General features: G+C 72.6%; 2 protein-coding genes. Both read left to right on the forward strand.

Translation table 11 applies throughout. From position 1 onward, the window contains the following. Positions 1-19: 19 nt before the first annotated feature. Positions 20-12,127, forward strand: a complete 12,108-nt coding sequence (locus NMK44_RS25205; protein ID WP_254746933.1) for a type I polyketide synthase — start codon at positions 20-22, stop codon at positions 12,125-12,127. Between the two features lie 16 nt (positions 12,128-12,143). Next, on the forward strand, positions 12,144-18,459 hold a 6,316-nt coding region (locus NMK44_RS25210; protein ID WP_302888587.1), incomplete at its 3' end, for a type I polyketide synthase.

Here is an 18,459-nt window from a genome sequence, read left to right on the forward strand (position 1 = left end):
GAAGGCCGGGTGACCCTCTGTGGCTCATGCTAATGAAGAGAAGCTGGTCGACTATCTGAGGCGAGTCGCCGGCGATCTGCACGAAACGCGGCAGCGGCTGCGGGAGGTCGAGGACCGCGCTCAGGAGCCGGTGGCTGTCGTCAGCATGGCCTGCCGCTATCCCGGCGGTGTGACCACGCCCGAGGAACTGTGGCAACTGGTCGCCTCCGGTGCACACGCCATGGGCGGGTTCCCCACCGACCGCGGCTGGGACCTGGAAGGGCTCTTCCACCCGGACCCCGACCACCCCGGCACCAGCCACGCCCGCGAGGGCGGCTTCCTCTACGACGCCGACCGCTTCGACCCCGAGTTCTTCGGTATCAGCCCCCGCGAGGCACTGGCCGTCGACCCCCAGCAGCGGCTGCTGCTGGAGGTGTCCTGGGAACTCCTCGAACGTGCCGGGATCGACCCGGCCTCGCTCAAGGGGAGTGCGACCGGTGTCTACGCGGGCACCGCCCTCCCCGGCTTCGGCACCCCGCACATCGACAAGAGCGCCGAGGGCTATCTCGTCACCGGCAACGCCCCCAGTGTGCTGTCCGGCCGGGTGGCGTACACCCTCGGTCTCGAGGGGCCCGCCGTCACGGTGGACACCGCGTGCTCCTCGTCGCTGGTCGCCATGCACCTGGCCTGCCAGGCGCTGCGCCAGGGAGAGTGCGGACTGGCCCTCGCGGGCGGTGTCACCGTCATGGCCGTCCCGAACGTGTTCACCGAGTTCTCCCGGCAGCGCGGTCTGGCCCCCGACGGCCGCTGCAAGGCGTTCTCCGAGGAAGCGGACGGCACCGCCTTCTCCGAGGGCGTCGGCCTGGTGCTGCTGGAACGGCTGTCCGACGCCCGGCGCAACGGCCACCGGGTCCTCGCGGTCATCCGGGGTTCGGCCATCAACCAGGACGGCGCCTCCAACGGCCTCACCGCGCCCAACGGCCCCTCCCAGCAGCGCGTCATCACCCAGGCGCTGGCGAATGCCCGGCTCTCCCCGGCCGAGGTGGACGTCGTCGAGGCGCACGGCACCGGCACCCGGCTCGGCGACCCCATCGAGGCCCACGCCCTGCTGACCACCTACGGTCAGGACCGGGCCGACGGTGAACCGCTGTGGCTGGGCTCGGTCAAATCCAACATCGGACACACCCAGGGCGCCGCCGGGGTGGCCGGTGTCATCAAGATGGTCATGGCGATGCGGCACGGAACACTGCCCGCCACCGTCCACCTCACCCGGCCCACTCCGTATGTGAACTGGGATGCGGGCGCCGTACGCCTGCTCACCGAAGCCGTCGACTGGCCGTGCGGGGACCGGCCGCGCCGTGCGGCGGTGTCCTCCTTCGGCATCTCCGGCACCAACGCCCATCTGCTGCTCGAACAGCCCCCCGCCCCGGCCGCCCCGGCCCGGTCCGCGCCCCCGCGGGAGACCGCGCTCATCCCCTGGACCCTGTCCGCACGCGGGGACCGGGCACTGCGCGCCCAGGCCGAGGCGCTCGCCGCGCATCTGGCCGCCCACCCGCGGCAGTCCGCGGCCGAGGTGGCCTGGTCGCTCGCCCGGACCCGCTCCGCCTTCGAACACCGGGCCACGGCGGTGGCCGGGACCCGCGAGGAACTGCTGGCGGCAGTACGGGCCCTGGCCGACGGCGAGCACCACCCCGCGCTGACCCGGGCCACCGGCCCCGTCCGCTCCGGCGGCACCGCCGTCATGTTCACCGGGCAGGGCAGCCAGCGGCCCGGGATGGGCCGTGAGCTCCACCGGACCCATCCGGTGTTCGCCACCGCCTTCGACGAGGTCTGCGCGCATCTGGACCCGCTGCTCGGACACCCGCTGCGCGACCTGGTGTTCGCCGCCGAGGACACCGCCGAGGCGAACGCGCTGCACGGGACCGGGGTGACCCAGGCGGCCCTGTTCGCCCTGGAGACCGCCCTGTTCCGGCTGGTCGAGTCCTTCGGCGTCGTCCCCGGCTTCCTGACCGGACACTCCGTCGGGGAACTGGTGGCCGCCCATGTGGCGGGTGTGCTGTCCCTGCCGGACGCCTGCGCGCTCGTGGCCGCCCGGGGACGGCTGATGCAGGCACTCCCGGCCGGTGGCGCCATGGCCGCCGTCGAAACCACCGAGGACCACATCCTGCCCCTGCTCGCCGGCCGTGAGGACCGCGTCGCGCTGGCCGCCGTCAACGGGCCCACGGCGGTCGTGGTGTCCGGGGACGCCGAGACCGTCGACGACATCGCCCGCACCCTCGGGGAGCAGGGGCACCGGACCAAGCGGCTGAAGGTCAGCCACGCCTTCCACTCCCCGCTGCTCGACCCCATGCTCGACGAGTTCCGCGCGGTGGCCCGCGGACTCGACTACCATCCGCCGCGCATCCCGGTGATCTCCAACCTCACCGGGGAACCGGCCACCGCCGACCAGCTCCGCGACCCCGAGTACTGGGTGCGCCACGTACGGGAGCCCGTACGGTTCCACGACGGTCTGCGCACCCTGCGCGCCGAGGGCACCACCCGCTACCTCGAACTCGGGCCGGACGCCGTACTCACCACCATGGCCCAGGACGCGCTGCGGGACGAGGGGACCACACCGGACACCGCCGCCGTGTTCGCCACCGCGCTGCGCGAGGGCCGCGACGAACCGCGTACCCTGCTCGCCGCCCTGACCGCCCTGCACCACGACGGCGCCACCATCGACTTCGCCGCCGCCCTGCCGGAGCCCGCGGACCCCGTCGACCTGCCCACCTACCGCTTCCAGCGACAGCGGTACTGGCGCCCCGTCCCCACCGGCACCGCCGACGTACGGGCGGTGGGCCTCGGGGCCACCGACCATCCGCTGCTCCAGGCCGCCGTGGAGACACCTGACGGCGGACTGCTGCTCACCGGACGGCTGTCCCCGCACACCCACGCATGGCTGACCGACCACACCATCGCGGACAGCGTGCCGCTGCCGGGCACGGCCGTCCTGGAACTCGCCCTGCTCGCGGGGGCACGGACCGGCTGCGAACTCATCGATGACCTCACCCTGGAGACACCGCTGCTGCTACCCTCCTCGGGCGCGGTGCGCATCCAGCTCGCGGTCACCGCCCCCGATCCGTCCGGCAGGCGCGCGCTCACCCTCTCCTCCCGGCCCGACGCCGGCGAGGGCGAGGGGCCGGAGACCTCCTGGACCCGCCACGCCACCGGCGTCCTCACCGCCGCGCCCTCACCCGTCGAGGCCGGACCACCGGTGGCCGCGTGGCCGCCGCCCGGCGCCGTACCCGTCGACGTGGCCGACCTCTACCAGCGGCTGGCCGACCAGGGTTACGCCTACGGTCCGGCCTTCCGCGGACTGCGCGCCGCCTGGACCCACGGCGAGGAGATGCTCGCCGAGGTGCGCCTGGCCGCCGACCACCACGGCGGGGCCGACAGCTACGGACTGCACCCCGCGCTCCTGGACAGCGCCCTGCACCCCATCGAAGAGCTCTTCAACGGCGGCCGCGGAGCCGAGGACACCACGGCACCGACGGTCCGGCTCCCGTTCTCCTTCAGCGGGGTACGGCTGTACGCCACGGGCGCCACCCGGCTGCGCGTCCGCATCACCCCGACCGCCGCGGACAGCGTCGCCCTGACGCTCACCGACGACCAGGGCGCGCCCGTGGCCACCATCGCGTCCCTGGGCCTCCGCGAGATCTCCGCCGACCGCTGGCGCTCCGCCCGCGCCGCGGCGGCCGACACCCCGCTGTACCGGCTGAACTGGCAACCGGGGCCCGCGGCCATCGGTGAGCCGTCATCCGACGAGATGTGGGCGGTGGCCGGACCGGACCCGCTGGGTCTGGTCACCGGCACCGAGACCGTCCTCCTCCCCGACCTCGCCGCGCTCACCGCCGCCGTGGACGACGGGCAGCCGGTTCCCGGCCTGGTCGTCGTGGAATGCCATGACGCTCCGGACACCGGCGCCGATGTTCCCGCCCACGGCGAGTCCCAGGACATACCGGCACGGGTGCGGGCGGCCTCCCGCCGGCTGCTCACCACCCTGCGCGACTGGTTCACCGACGAGCGGTTCGCCGCGACCCGGCTGGCCGTCGTCACCTGCGGGGCCGTGGCCACCGGGCCCGAGGACCCACCCGCCGATCTGACCACCGCACCCCTGTGGGGCCTGGTCCGCGCGGCACAGGCCGAACACCCCGGGCGGGTGCTGCTGGTGGACCTGGACGACGACCCCCGCTCCCACCGGGCCCTGCGCACCGCGCTGCCGGCCGCCATCGCCGCCGACGAAACGGAACTGGCGCTGCGGGGCGGGGAGATCCACGTCCCGCGGCTGGTCCCGGTGCGCCCCGACCAGGACGCGGTGTTCCCCGCCCTCGACCCGGACGGCACCGCCCTGATCACCGGTGGCACCGGAGCCCTGGGGCGACTCGTCGCCCGGCACCTGGCCTCCGCACACGGCGTGCGCCACCTTCTGCTGATCAGCCGGAGCGGCGGCTCGTCCGCCGTGGACGAGCTCACCGCCGAACTGGCCGCATCGGGTACCGAGGTGCGCGTCGTAGCCTGTGACGCCGCCGATCCGCGCGCGCTGACCGACCTGCTCGCCACCATCCCCGACGACCACCCCCTCACGGCCGTCGTCCACGCGGCCGGTGTGCTCGACGACGGTGTGGTCACCGCGATGACATCCGGACAGCTCGACACCGTCCTCGCCCCCAAGGTGGACGCTGCCTGGCAGCTGCACCGGCTCACCCGGGACCGCGACCCCGCGGCGTTCGTGATGTTCTCCTCCGCCGCGTCCGTCCTGGGCAACGGCGGCCAGGCCAACTACGCGGCCGCCAACATGTTCCTCAACGCGCTCGCCGAACACCGCCGGGCGGAGGGCCGGACGGCCCACACCCTGGCCTGGGGACTGCTGACCACGGCCGGAGGTATGACCGGCCACCTCGACGCGACCGACCTCGCCCGGATGGCACGCTCCGGCAACGCCCCTATCCCCGACGACCAGGTGCCGGATCTCCTCGACACGGCGCTGACCACCTCCCACCCCACCGTCGTCCCCGCCCGGTTCGACACGGCGGCGCTGCGCACCCGGGCCGCCACCGGGCCGCTGCCACCGCTGCTGCGGCGTCTGGTGCGCACACCGGCGCGTCCGGTCATGGACACCGGGACCGGACCGTGGGACGCGCGGCTGGCCGGACTGCCCGCGGAGCAGCGTGACCGGGCCATCGCCGAGCTGGTGCGCGACCAGATCGCCGCCGTCCTCGCCCATCCCGACCCGGAGGCGATCGAACCCGGCCGCGCCTTCCAGGAGCTCGGCTTCGACTCGCTGACCGCCCTCGATCTGCGCAACCGGCTGGGCACGGCCACCGGCACCCGGATCCCGGCCACCGTCATCTTCGACTACCCGACCCCCGACGCCCTGGTCCGCTTCCTGCGCGACCAACTGGTCGGTGCGGACCCTGCCGTGACACCGGGCAGCACACCGGCGGCCGTGCCGGTGGCGGCCGACGACGATCCGATCGTCATCGTCGGTATGGCCTGCCGCTATCCGGGCGGGGTGGGCTCACCGGAGGACCTGTGGCGGCTGGTGTCCGAAGAGGGCGACGCCATCGGGGAGTTCCCCGCGGACCGCGGCTGGAACCTGGCGGACCTGTTCGACCCCGACCCGGACCACACCGGCACCAGCTATGCACGCGAAGGCGGATTCCTCCACGACGCTCCGCGCTTCGACGCCGAGTTCTTCGGGATCAGCCCGCGCGAAGCGCTGGCCACCGACCCCCAGCAGCGACTGCTGCTCGAGACGGCCTGGCAGGCGTTCGAGAGCGCGGGTATCGACCCGGTCGGCCTGCGGGGCAGCCAGAGCGCGGTGATCACCGGTGTCATGTACGACGACTACGGCAGCCGCTTCCTCGGCCGGACACCGGAGGGCGTCGAGGGACGTCTGATGACCGGCAGCACACCGAGCATCGCCTCGGGGCGCGTGGCGTTCACCTTCGGTCTCGAGGGGCCCGCGGTGACCGTGGACACCGCGTGCTCGTCCTCGCTGGTGGCGATGCACCTCGCCGCCCAAGCGCTGCGCAACGGCGAATGCACCCTGGCCCTGGCCGGCGGTGTCACCGTGATGGCCACGCCCAACACCTTCGTCGAGTTCTCGCGGCAGCGCGGCCTCGCCGCCGACGGCCGCTGCAAACCGTTCGCGGCGGCGGCCGACGGCACCGGCTGGGGCGAGGGCATCGGACTGCTCGTCCTGGAACGCCTCTCGGACGCCCGGCGCAACGGACACCAGGTGCTCGCCGTGATCCGCGGCTCCGCCGTCAACCAGGACGGCGCCTCCAACGGGCTCACCGCGCCCAACGGTCCGTCGCAGCAGCGGGTGATCCGCGCCGCGCTGGCCACCGCCCGGCTCACCCCGTCCGATGTCGACGTGGTGGAAGCCCACGGCACCGGTACCACCCTGGGCGACCCGATCGAGGCCCAGGCGCTGCTGGCCACCTACGGCCGGGAACGCCCCGAGGGGCAGCCGCTGTGGCTGGGGTCGGTGAAGTCCAATATCGGCCACACCCAGGCCGCCGCCGGGGTGGCGGGCGTCATCAAGATGGTGATGGCCATGCGCCACGGCGTGCTGCCCGCGTCCCTGCACATCGACACGCCCAGCCCTCATGTCGACTGGGACGACGGCGCGGTACGGCTGCTCACCGAGGCCGTCACCTGGCCCGGCACCGAGCGGCCCCGGCGCGCGGGTGTGTCCTCCTTCGGCATCAGCGGCACCAACGCCCATGTGATCCTCGAACAGGCACCCGGCCCCGGGGAGGCTCCCGCACCGGCCGTGCCCGCCACCGGCACGGTGCCCTGGGTGCTGTCGGCGCGCGGCGTCACCGCGCTCCGTGACCAGGCCCGAGCCCTCGCCGAACGGCTGATCGCCGACACCACCGCGTCCCCCACCGAGATCGGGTGGTCGCTGCTGACCACCCGCACCCTCTTCGACCACCGGGCCGTCATGGTCGGCGACGACCGGGCCGAACTGCTCGCGGCCGTGGAGGCACTGGCGGCGGACGAGACCCACCCTGGAGTGGTCCACTCCGCCACCCCGGCGACCACGGGCGGCAAGGGCCCGGTCCTGGTCTTCCCCGGCCAGGGTTCCCAGTGGATCGGCATGGGCGCGGGGCTGATGGACGTCTCGCCGGTCTTCGCGGACCGCGCGGCCGCCTGTGAACGCGCCCTGGCACCACACGTCGACTGGTCGCTCATCGATGTCCTGCGCGGTACCGAAGGCCACGCCGACCTCAGCCGGGTGGATGTGGTCCAACCCGTGCTGTGGGCGGTGATGGTGTCCCTCGCCGCGGTGTGGGAGGGCTACGGCGTCAAGCCCGCCGCCGTCATCGGCCACAGCCAGGGCGAGATCGCCGCGGCCTGTGTGGCCGGGGCACTCTCGCTCGAGGACGGCGCCCGGATCGTGGCCCTGCGCAGCCAGGCGCTGCGCCGACTGGCCGGTGGCGGCGCGATGGCCTCGCTCGGTATCGGTGAGGAGCAGGTGGCCGCGCTGCTGGACCGGCTCGGCGACCGTGCCGCCTCGGTGGTCGTGGCCGCCGTCAACGGCCCGGCATCCACCGTGGTGTCCGGCCCCCCGGAGCAGGTGGCCGCCGCCGCGACAGCCTGCCGGGACTCCGGTGAGCGGGCCCGGATGATCGAGGTGGACTACGCCTCCCACAGCCCTCAGGTGGACGAGATCACCGATGAACTCACCACACTCCTGGCCGGGGTCGAACCGCGTGCCGTGCCCGCCGACCAGGTGGCGTTCTACTCGACGGTGACCCGTGGCCGGACCGACACCACCGTCCTGGACACCGCGTACTGGGTGCGCAATCTGCGCGAGCAGGTGCGGTTCGCCGACGCCGTGGAGGCGCTGCTGACCGACGGCCACCGGGTGTTCATCGAGGCCAGCACCCACCCCGTACTCACCGTCGGGATGCAGGAGACCTTCGAGGAAGCCGCCGCCGACGCCGTCACGGTGCCCACACTCCGCCGCGACCACGGCGATCTCGCCCAACTGCTCCGGTCGGTGGGCCAGGCGTTCACCACGGGGATCGAGGTCGACTGGACCGGTCTGTTCCCCACGGATCCCGCCCCGCGCACCATCGCCCTCCCCACCTACGCCTTCCAGCGCGAACGCTACTGGCTGGAGGGCACCGGCGGCCGTGGCGGCGACGCGGCCGACCTCGGACTCGTCCCCGCAGAACACCCCCTGCTGGCAGCGTCGTTGGAGGTCGCCGACGGCAGCGGCCGACTGCTCACCGGCCGCATCGCGGCCGGTGGCGGTGAGGGCTGGCTGTCCGACCACCGGGTGGCGGGCGCGGTGCTCGTCCCCGGTGCCGCACAGGTCGAATGGGCGCTCCGGGCCGCCGACGAGGCGGGCTGCGGCGCCGTGGAGGAGCTGACCTCCCAGGTGCCGCTGGTGCTCCCGGAGTCGGGCGGACTGCGCGTCCAGGTCGTCGTGGGGGATGCCGCCGACGACGGACGGCGCGATGTCCGCGTGTACACCCGGACCGACCAGGACACCCCGGACACCGCGTGGGTGTGCCATGCGACGGGGGTGCTCGGCCCGCCCCGTGACGGCGCGGCCGACACCCCGTCCGCCGCCGGCGCCTGGCCCCCCGTGGGCGCCGAACCCGCGGACGCGGAAGCGCTCTACGCACGCGCCACGGCCGCCGGATACGGATACGGCCCCGCCTTCCGCGGCGTACGGAAGCTGTGGCGGGACGGCGCCGACGTCCTCGCCGAGGTGGCCCTTCCCGAAGCCGCCGGGGACCAGCGCGGGTTCGGTATCCACCCCGCCCTGCTGGACGCTGTGCTGCACCCGGCAGCCCTGCTGGTCGATCCGGCCGGGGAGACCGCCGCCGAAGACACGCTGTGGCTGCCGTTCGCCTGGACCGGGGTGACCCTGTGGGCGTCCGGCGCCACCACCGTGCGCGTCCGGCTGTCCCCGCACGCTCATGACACCGAGGCGCGGCGCACCCTGCGGGTGAGCGTGGCCGACGCCGTCGGCGACCCCGTTCTCACCGTCGACGCGCTCGAGTTGCGGCCCGCCCGTGCCGATCAGCTCCGGACCGTGACCCGCACCGGCACCGGCACCGACGGACTGTTCACCCTCGACTGGATCCCCCTGCCCACCCCCGCCCCGGGCACCGGCACCACGCTGCCGGAACCGGCCGCCGGTGACGGCGCCTGGACGGTGCTCGGACCGGACGCCACCTGGGCGGTGGCCGGACCGGACGACACCGGCGGGTACACCGCCGACCTGGTGCGCCATACCGACCTGGCAGCGCTGATCACGGCGCTCGACACCGGCGCCCCGGCGCCCGCGGTCGTCCTGACCGCGATCCCGGCCACGGGAACGGGCCGGCAGGCGGACGAGGCACACGCCCTCGCCGCCGCCCAGGACACCCTGCGACTGGTGCGGGACTGGCTGGCCGAACCCCGGCTGGCGGATGCCCGGCTGGTGGTGGTGACGCGTGGCGCCGTAGCCGCCGGTGACCCCCATGGCGAAGACCTCGATGACACGGCACCGGACCCGGCGGGCGCCGCCGTATGGGGGCTGCTGCGCAGTGCGCAGTCGGAGAACCCGGACCGGCTGGTCCTGCTCGACCTCGACCCCCGTGGCGGGACCGACACGGCGGAAACCGGCGCGGGGGTGGTGGATGCGGTGCTGCGTGCCACCGCGCTGGACGAACCCCAGGTGGCGGTGCGCGCCGGAGGTGTCCGCGCGCCCAGGCTGGTACGCGCGGGTGGACCCGGCAGCGGTGGTCTCGTCGCGCCGGTGGGGGAGCAGGCGTGGCGGCTCGCGGTGCGCGGTGCCTCCACCGTGGAGAACGTGACACCGGTGCCCTGCCCCGAGGTCCTGGAACCCCTGGGCCCCGGTGAGGTACGCGTCGCCGTGCACGCCGCGGGCCTCAACTTCCGGGACGCCCTGATCGTCGTCGGTATGTACCCCGGTGGCGGGGTGTTCCGGGGCAGCGAGGGCGCCGGAGTGGTGCTGGAGGTCGGCGCCGAGGTGACCGGTGTAGTGCCCGGGGACCGCGTCATGGGCCTGTTCGAGGGTGCGTTCGGCCCCTACGCGGTGGCGGACGCCCGGATGGTGGTGCCGGTGCCGGACGGCTGGAGCCACCAGCAGGCCGCGGCCGTCCCCGTGGTGTTCCTCACGGCCTGGTACGGCCTGGTGGACCTGGCCGGGCTGACGGCGGGCGAATCGGTGCTCATCCACGCCGCGACCGGTGGTGTCGGCATGGCCGCCGTACAGATCGCCCGGCACCTCGGTGCCGAGGTCTACGCCACGGCCGGACCCGTCAAACACGCCGTGCTGGAGTCCATGGGCATCGACGCCGCGCACCGCGCCACCTCCCGTGACCTCGGCTTCGAGGACACGCTGCGCGGGGCCACCGGCGGACGCGGTGTGGACGTCGTACTGAACAGCCTGGCCGGACCGTTCGTGGACGCCTCGCTGCGACTGCTCGGCGAGGGCGGCAGGCTCTCCGAGATGGGCAAGACCGACATCCGGGACGCCGACGAGATCGCGGCAGCCCATCCCGGCATCGCCTACCGGGCGTTCGACCTGGTGCCCGACGCCGGCCCCGACCGCATCGGCGAGATGCTGCGCGAGTTGAGCGCCCTGTTCGCCACCGGTGTGCTGCGACCGGCACCCGTAACGACCCGCCCGCTGAGCCGGGCCCGGGACGCGCTGCGGCAGCTCAGCCAGGCCCGCCACACCGGCAAGCTGGTGCTGGACGTGCCCGCGGCCGTCGACCCGGACGGCACCGTGCTCATCACCGGTGGCACCGGCACCCTCGGCGGCCATGTCGCCGAACACCTCGTCCGCACCTGGCACACCGGCCATCTGGTGCTGGTCAGCAGGCGCGGTGCGGACGCCCCGGGCGCCTCCGAACTGGCCGCGCGGCTCACCGGACTCGGCGCGGATGTACGGATCGTCGCCGCCGACGTCACCGACGCCGGGGCGGTGGCCGACCTGGTGGCGGACATCGATCCGGCCCATCCGCTCACCGGGGTCATCCACGCCACCGGAATGCTGGACGATGCCGTGGTCACCTCGCAGACGCCGGAGCGGCTGGCTCGGGTGTGGGCGGCGAAGGCGACGGCCGCGGCTCATCTGCACGCTGCCACCGAGCATCTGCGGTTGGGGATGTTCGTGATGTTCTCGTCGGCGGCCGGTGTGATGGGCAGCCCGGGTCAGGCCAACTACGCGGCGGCCAACGCCTACTGTGACGCCCTGGCCGCCCACCGCAGGGCAGCGGGACTGCCCGGGGTGTCGGTGGCATGGGGACTGTGGGCCGAGGCCAGCGGTATGACCGGACACCTCGCCGAGGCCGACCTCGCCCGGATGGCACGGACCGGAATCCGTGCGCTGACCGCACGGCACGGCCTCACCCTGCTCGACGCCGCAGTGCAGCACGGAGCCGACCTCCTGGTCGCCGCCGATGTGGACGCACGGACCCTGGCCGGGCTGCCCGCCGACACCGTCCCCGCCACCTTGCGCACCGTGGCCGCCGAGCGCGGCACGAGTGGCGCCGGACGGCGGACGGCCGCGGCTGACGACGGCGGGCAGCAGGTCGACTGGGCCGCACGCCTGGCCGGGCTGTCGGCGACCGAACGCCACCGCACGGTGCTCAACCTGGTCCGGGGCCATGCGGCCACCGTGCTCGGACACACCGATGTGGACGCCGTGCAAGCGGACACCAGCTTCAAGGAACTCGGTTTCGACTCCCTGACCGCCGTCGAACTGCGCAACCGGCTGGCCGCCGCCACCGGTCTGCGGCTCCCCGCCGCGATGGTCTTCGACTACCCCGAGGCTGCCGCGCTCGCCGAACACCTGCTGGAGCGGCTGGCACCCGGCGAAGGCGTCATGTCCGACGGCCAGGACGAGGTGGACCCGGTCCTCAACGAGCTGGCCCGGCTTGACACCACCCTCGCCGCGCTGGTCACCGACGACGAAGGCCGGCAGCGGATCGCCAAACGGCTCGGCGATCTCCTCGCGAAGTGGAACGGCGGCGGTGGCGGCGACCCCGACGGCGGGACGGACTTCAGCGGTCTGGAGTCCGCGTCGGACGACGAGATGTTCGAGCTCATTGACCGTGAACTGCCCTGATGGAGGAGCGGAACTGATGTCGGGTACGGAAGAGAAGCTCCGCCAGTACCTCAAGCGCGTGACCGCCGACCTGGGGCAGACACGGCAGCGGCTGCGCGAGGTGGAGGAGCGGGCCCAGGAACCGGTGGCCATCGTCAGCATGGCCTGCCGCTTCCCGGGCGGGATCGCCTCGCCCGAGGACCTGTGGCGGGTCGTCGCCTCGCGCGGCGACGCCATCGGCCCGTTCCCCGCCGACCGGGGCTGGGACCTGAACGGCATCCACCACCCGGACCCCGACCACCCCGGCACCAGCTACGTCCGGCACGGCGGATTCCTCGACCGCGCCGACGGATTCGACGCCACCTTCTTCGGCATCAGCCCCCGGGAGGCCCTCGCGGCTGAACCACAGCAACGCCAGCTCCTCGAGGTCTCCTGGGAACTGCTCGAACGCGCCGGAATTGACCCCCGCTCCCTGAAGGGCACCCCCACCGGCGTCTACGCGGGCGCCGGCATCCTCGGCTTCGGCACCCCGCATATCGAGCAGAGCGCCGAGGGCTACCTGCTCACCGGCAACACACTCAGCGTCGTCTCCGGACGTATCGCGTTCACCCTCGGTCTCGAAGGGCCCGCGGTCACCGTGGACACCGCGTGCTCGTCATCCCTCGTGGCCATGCACCTGGCCTGCCAGGCACTGCGGAACGGCGAATGCACCCTGGCGATGGCCGGTGGGGTGACCGTCATGACCACCCCCAACACCTTCGTCGAATTCTCCCGCCAGCGCGGACTGGCCCCCGACGGCCGCTGCAAACCCTTCGCGGCGGCCGCGGACGGCACCGGCTTCTCCGAAGGCGTCGGCCTGTTGCTCCTGGAGCGGCTGTCCGACGCGCGGCGCAACGGGCATCAGGTGCTGGCCGTCCTGCGGGGCTCGGCCATCAACCAGGACGGAGCCAGCAACGGACTCACCGCTCCGAACGGCCCCTCGCAGCAGCGTGTCATCCGGCAGGCGCTCGTCAACGCCCAGCTGTCCTCCGCGGAGGTCGACGCGGTCGAGGCGCACGGCACGGGCACCACACTGGGCGACCCGATCGAGGCTGATGCGTTGATCGCCACGTATGGGCGGGATCGGTCGGAGGAGCGGCCTTTGTGGTTGGGGTCGTTGAAGTCGAACATCGGTCATACGCAGGGTGCGGCGGGTGTGGCCGGTGTCATCAAGATGGTGATGGCGCTCCACCATGAGGTACTGCCCGCCACCCTCCACGTCGACGAACCGACACCGCATGCGGACTGGACCGGCGGCGCGGTACGGCTGCTCACTGACGAGGTTCCGTGGCCGCGCGAGGAACGCCCGCGCCGGGCCGGGGTGTCCGCGTTCGGTATCTCCGGTACCAACGCTCATGTGATCGTGGAGCAGGCTCCCGACGCTGATGAGGTGGAGGAACCTCCCGCCGGGGACGGCCGGTGCCCCGGTGGTGTGGTCCCGTGGGTGGTTTCGGGGCGGACCGCCGAGGCGTTGCGGGGGCAGGCGGCGGCGTTGGCGGGCCGGGTGTCGGGGGAGGTTGATCTCTCGCCGGTGGGGGTGGGTTGGTCGCTGGTCTCGGGGCGTTCGGTGTTTGAACACCGTGCGGTGGTGTTGGGGGCTGATGGTGGGGAGTTGAGGGCTGCTGTTGAGGCGCTTGCGGTGGGTGGTTCGCACCCGGGTGTGGTGTCCTCGGGGGCTGCTGGGGTGGTGGCTGGTGCGAGTACAGGTCCGGTGTTGGTGTTTCCGGGTCAGGGTTCGCAGTGGGTGGGGATGGGTGCGGAGCTGCTGGATGTCTCGCCGGTGTTTGCGGGGCGGGTGGCGGAGTGTGAGCGGGCGTTGAGTTCTTTTGTGGATTGGTCGTTGGTGGATGTGTTGCGGGGGGTGGAGGGCTCGGCTGATCTTGGTCGGGTTGATGTGGTGCAGCCGGTGTTGTGGGCGGTGATGGTGTCGTTGGCTGCGGTGTGGGCGGGGTATGGGGTGAGGCCGGCTGCGGTGGTGGGTCATAGTCAGGGTGAGATTGCGGCTGCGGTGGTGGCGGGTGCGTTGTCGTTGGAGGATGGCGCGCGGGTTGTGGCGTTGCGGAGTCGGGCGTTGCGCAGGTTGGCTGGTGGTGGGGCGATGGCCTCGCTCGGTGTTGGTCTGGAGCGTGCTGGTCAGGTGCTTGCCGGATTGGGTGAGCGGGCTGCTGGTGTGGGTGTGGCGGCGGTGAATGGTCCTGGTTCGACGGTGGTGTCGGGTCCGCCGGAGCAGGTGGCGGCTGTGGTCGTGGCGTGTGAGGAGGGCGGTGACCGGGCGCGGCTGATCGAGGTGGACTATGCCTCCCATGGTCCTCAGGTCGATGAGATCCACGATGAACTGATGCGTGTCCTGGACGGTATTGAGCCGATCGCGGTCTCCGAGGTGGCGTTCTACTCGACGGTGACCGGTGGTCGGGTGGATACGTCGGTGTTGGACACGGGGTATTGGGTGCGGAATCTGCGGGAGCGGGTGCGGTTCGCGGAGACGGTCGAGGTGTTGCTTGCGGATGGGCATCGGGTGTTTGTGGAGGCGAGTTCGCATCCGGTGTTGACGGTGGGGATGCAGGAGACGTTCGAGTCGGTGGGCGTCGACGCGGTGACGGTGCCGACGTTGCGTCGTGATCATGGTGGTCAGCGGCAGTTGGTGGAGTCGTTGGCGCAGGCGTTCACCGCTGGTGTGGAGGTGGACTGGACGGCCCTGTTCCCGGCCGAGCCCCGCCCTCGTACCGTCGATCTGCCCACCTACGCCTTCCAGCACCAGCGCTTCTGGATGGCGGCCACAGGCGGATTCGGGGACCCGGGTGACCTCGGGCTGGATGCCGCCGGCCATCCGTTGCTGGGCGCCGCCGTGGAGCTCGCCGACGGCAGCAGCCACCTGCTCACCGGACGTGTCGCCGCCGGTGGCGGGGACGGCTGGCTCAGCGACCATGTGGTGGCGGACACCGTCCTGGTGCCGGGCGCGGCCCTGGTGGAGTGGGTGCTGCGTGCCGCCGACGAGGTCGGCTGTGGGGGCATCGAAGAGCTGGCGCTCCAGGTGCCCATGGTGCTGCCCGAGTCGGGCGGACTGCGGGTCCAGGTGGTGGTGGGCACGGCAGCCGCGGACGGACGGCGTGAGGTGCAGGTGTACTCGCGCCCCGAGGACGCCGGGACATGGGCGTGCCACGCGGACGGTGTCCTCGGCCCGCCCCTGGAGGACACCACCCCGGCGGAGGGTCTCGGCGGTGTGTGGCCTCCGGCGGGAGCGGCCCCCGTGGACCTGGAGGGCTTCTACGAACGTGCCGAGGCGGCCGGATACGCGTACGGCCCCTCATTCCGTGGCCTGCGCGCGCTGTGGCGCGACGGCGAGGACGTCCTGGCCGAACTCGCACTGCCCGAGGACGCCGGTGACGCCGACGGATTCGGCATCCACCCCGCTCTGCTGGACGCCGCGCTCCACCCGGGCCTCCTGGTCGCAGGAGCCGAACCGGAGCGGGACGGTGGTGAGGTGTGGCTGCCGTTCGCGTGGAACGGCGTCGCGCTGTGGGCCGCCGGGGCGACCACCGCCAGGGTCCGCCTGTCCCCGCGACAGCGAGGTGCGGAAGGCGAACGGGCGCTGCGGTTGGTCATCGCCGATGCCGTGGGCGACCCGGTACTCACCGTCGACTCTTTGGTGACGCGCCCGGCCTCGCTCGACCAACTGCGGGCCGCGGGGAAACGTGATGGCGACGGTCTCTTCGCCCTGGACTGGATCCCGCTGCCGCGGACGACGGGCTCCACGGAGCCGGTGAGCGGCTGGGCGGTACTGGGCACGGACGCGCCACACCTGGACCTGGACGCGTTCATCGCGGCCATCGGGAGCGAAGAGGCCGTACCGTCGGTGGTCTTCGCCGACCTCACCGACGCCGGTGACGCCGACGATGACGAGATGGCGGACGCCGGCCTGGCACGGGTGCGGCGGGCGCTGGAGCTCGTCCAGGGCTGGCTGGCCGAACCGCGCTGCGCCGACGCCCGGCTGGTGCTGGTGACACGAGGTGCTGTGGCGGTGGGCGACGGTGCGGCGAACGGCGTCGACGCGGCGGCTGCCGCGCAGTGGGGACTCGTCCGCAGCGCGCAGGCCGAGCACCCGGAGCGTTTCGTCCTGCTCGACGTCGACTCCGGAGCCGATGTGGCGGGCGACACTGTGCGTGCCGCCGTCGCCGGGGCGCTGGAGCGGGACGAGACACAGCTCGCCGTCAGGGAAGGAGAAACGCTGGTACCCCGCCTCGTCCGTGCGGCCACGGACGACGAGGCGCGGCCGGACATGCCCACGGGTCTCGACCCGGATGGCACCGTGCTCATCACGGGTGGCACCGGCACGCTGGGCGGTCTGGTGGCTGAGCATGTGGTGCGTGTGTGGGGTGTCCGGCATCTGTTGCTGGTGAGTCGTCGTGGTGTGGAGGCTCCGGAAGCGGGGGCGTTGGCTGCCCGGCTGGAGGAGTTGGGTGCGGAGGTGCGAATCGCGGCGGTGGATGTCACGGATGCGGGCGCGGTGGCGGGCATGGTGGCCGGGGTCGGTCCGGAGCATCCGCTGACCGGCGTGATCCATGCCGCGGGTGTGCTGGACGACGCCGTCCTCACCTCACAGACACCGGAGCGGCTGGCCGAGGTATGGGCGGCGAAAGCTGCCGCCGCCGCTCATCTGCACACCGCGACGGCCGGTCTTCCGCTGGCCCTGTTCGTGATGTTCTCGTCCGCCGCGGGAGTGCTCGGAAGTCCGGGGCAGGCCAACTATGCGGCGGCCAATGCCTTCTGTGACGCCCTGGCGGTCCACCGTCGGGCCCTGGACCTGCCCGGGGTCGCCGTGGCCTGGGGCCTGTGGGACCAGTCCAGCGAACTGACCGGGAAGCTCGCCGATACGGACCGGGCGCGGATGTCCCGTTCCGGAATCACGGCGATGACCAGCGAGAAGGCGCTCAGCCTCCTGGACACCGCCTGCGGCCACGGCCGCTCTCAACTCCTCGCGGCCGACCTGGATGTGGCGGGGCTGGCAGGCGGGGATGTGCCGGGTGTGTTGCGTGGGTTGTCGGGTGGTGGGGTGCGTCGGCGGTTGGCCGCCGGGGGCGTTGAGGTGTCCGGTCTGGTGGGGCGTTTGGCGGGGCTGGACGCTGCGGGTCGGTTGGGTGTGGTGCTGGAGGTGGTGCGTGGCGCCGTGGCGGTGGTGTTGGGGTTTGGTTCTGGCGCTGAGGTACGGGGTGAGGCTGCGTTCAAGGAGTTGGGTTTTGACTCGTTGACGGCGGTGGAGTTGCGGAATCGGTTGTCGTTGGTGACGGGGTTGCGTCTTCCGGCGACGATGGTGTTCGACTATCCGACTCCGCGGGTGCTGGCGGAGTATCTCTGCACCCGCCTCATCGGAGCGACCACCGGTCCGGGTACACCGGTCGCGGTGGCGGCGGAGTCGGATGAACCCGTGGCGATCGTCTCGATGACCTGCCGTTTCCCGGGTGGCGTGAGCTCTCCCGAGGAACTGTGGAAGCTGCTCGCCACGAGTGGCGAGGGCATCGGGGAGTTCCCGACCGGCCGGGGCTGGGACCTCGACGGACTCTTCCACCCGGACCCCGACCACCCTGGCACCTCCTACACCCGCAAGGGCGGATTCCTCTATGACGCCGATGAGTTCGATGCGGGGTTCTTCGGGATCAATCCGCGGGAGGCGCTGGCGACGGATCCGCAGCAGCGGTTGTTGCTGGAGGCGTCGTGGGAGGTGTTGGAGCGGGCCGGTATCGATCCGGTGTCGCTGAAGGGCAGTCCGACGGGTGTCTACGCGGGCGTGATGTACCACGACTACGCCACCGGCCTGAGTGGTGGTGATCCCCGGTTGGAGGGATACGCCATGCTCGCCAGCTCGGGCAGCGTGGTGTCGGGCCGGGTGGCGTATTCGCTGGGTCTTGAGGGGCCGGCGGTGACGGTGGATACGGCGTGTTCGTCGTCTTTGGTGGCGATGCATCTGGCGGCGCAGGCTCTGCGTCGTGGTGAGTGTTCGCTTGCGCTGGCGGGTGGGGTGACGGTGATGGCCACCCCGGATGTGTTCACCGGTTTCTCACGTCAGCGAGGCCTGGCCCCTGACGGTCGCTGCAAGCCCTTCGCGGCCGCCGCGGATGGCACCGGTTGGAGCGAAGGGGTCGGACTTCTGCTGCTGGAACGGCTCTCGGACGCCCAGCGCCATGGTCACCAGGTACTTGCGGTGATTCGTGGTTCTGCGGTGAATCAGGATGGTGCGTCGAATGGTTTGACGGCGCCGAATGGTCCGTCGCAGCAGCGGGTGATTCGTCAGGCGTTGGCGAGTGCGCGGTTGTCGGTGT

Origin of the sequence: Streptomyces cucumeris, from assembly GCF_024295805.1 — a bacterium.
GTDB classification, from domain to species: Bacteria; Actinomycetota; Actinomycetes; order Streptomycetales; family Streptomycetaceae; genus Streptomyces; species Streptomyces cucumeris.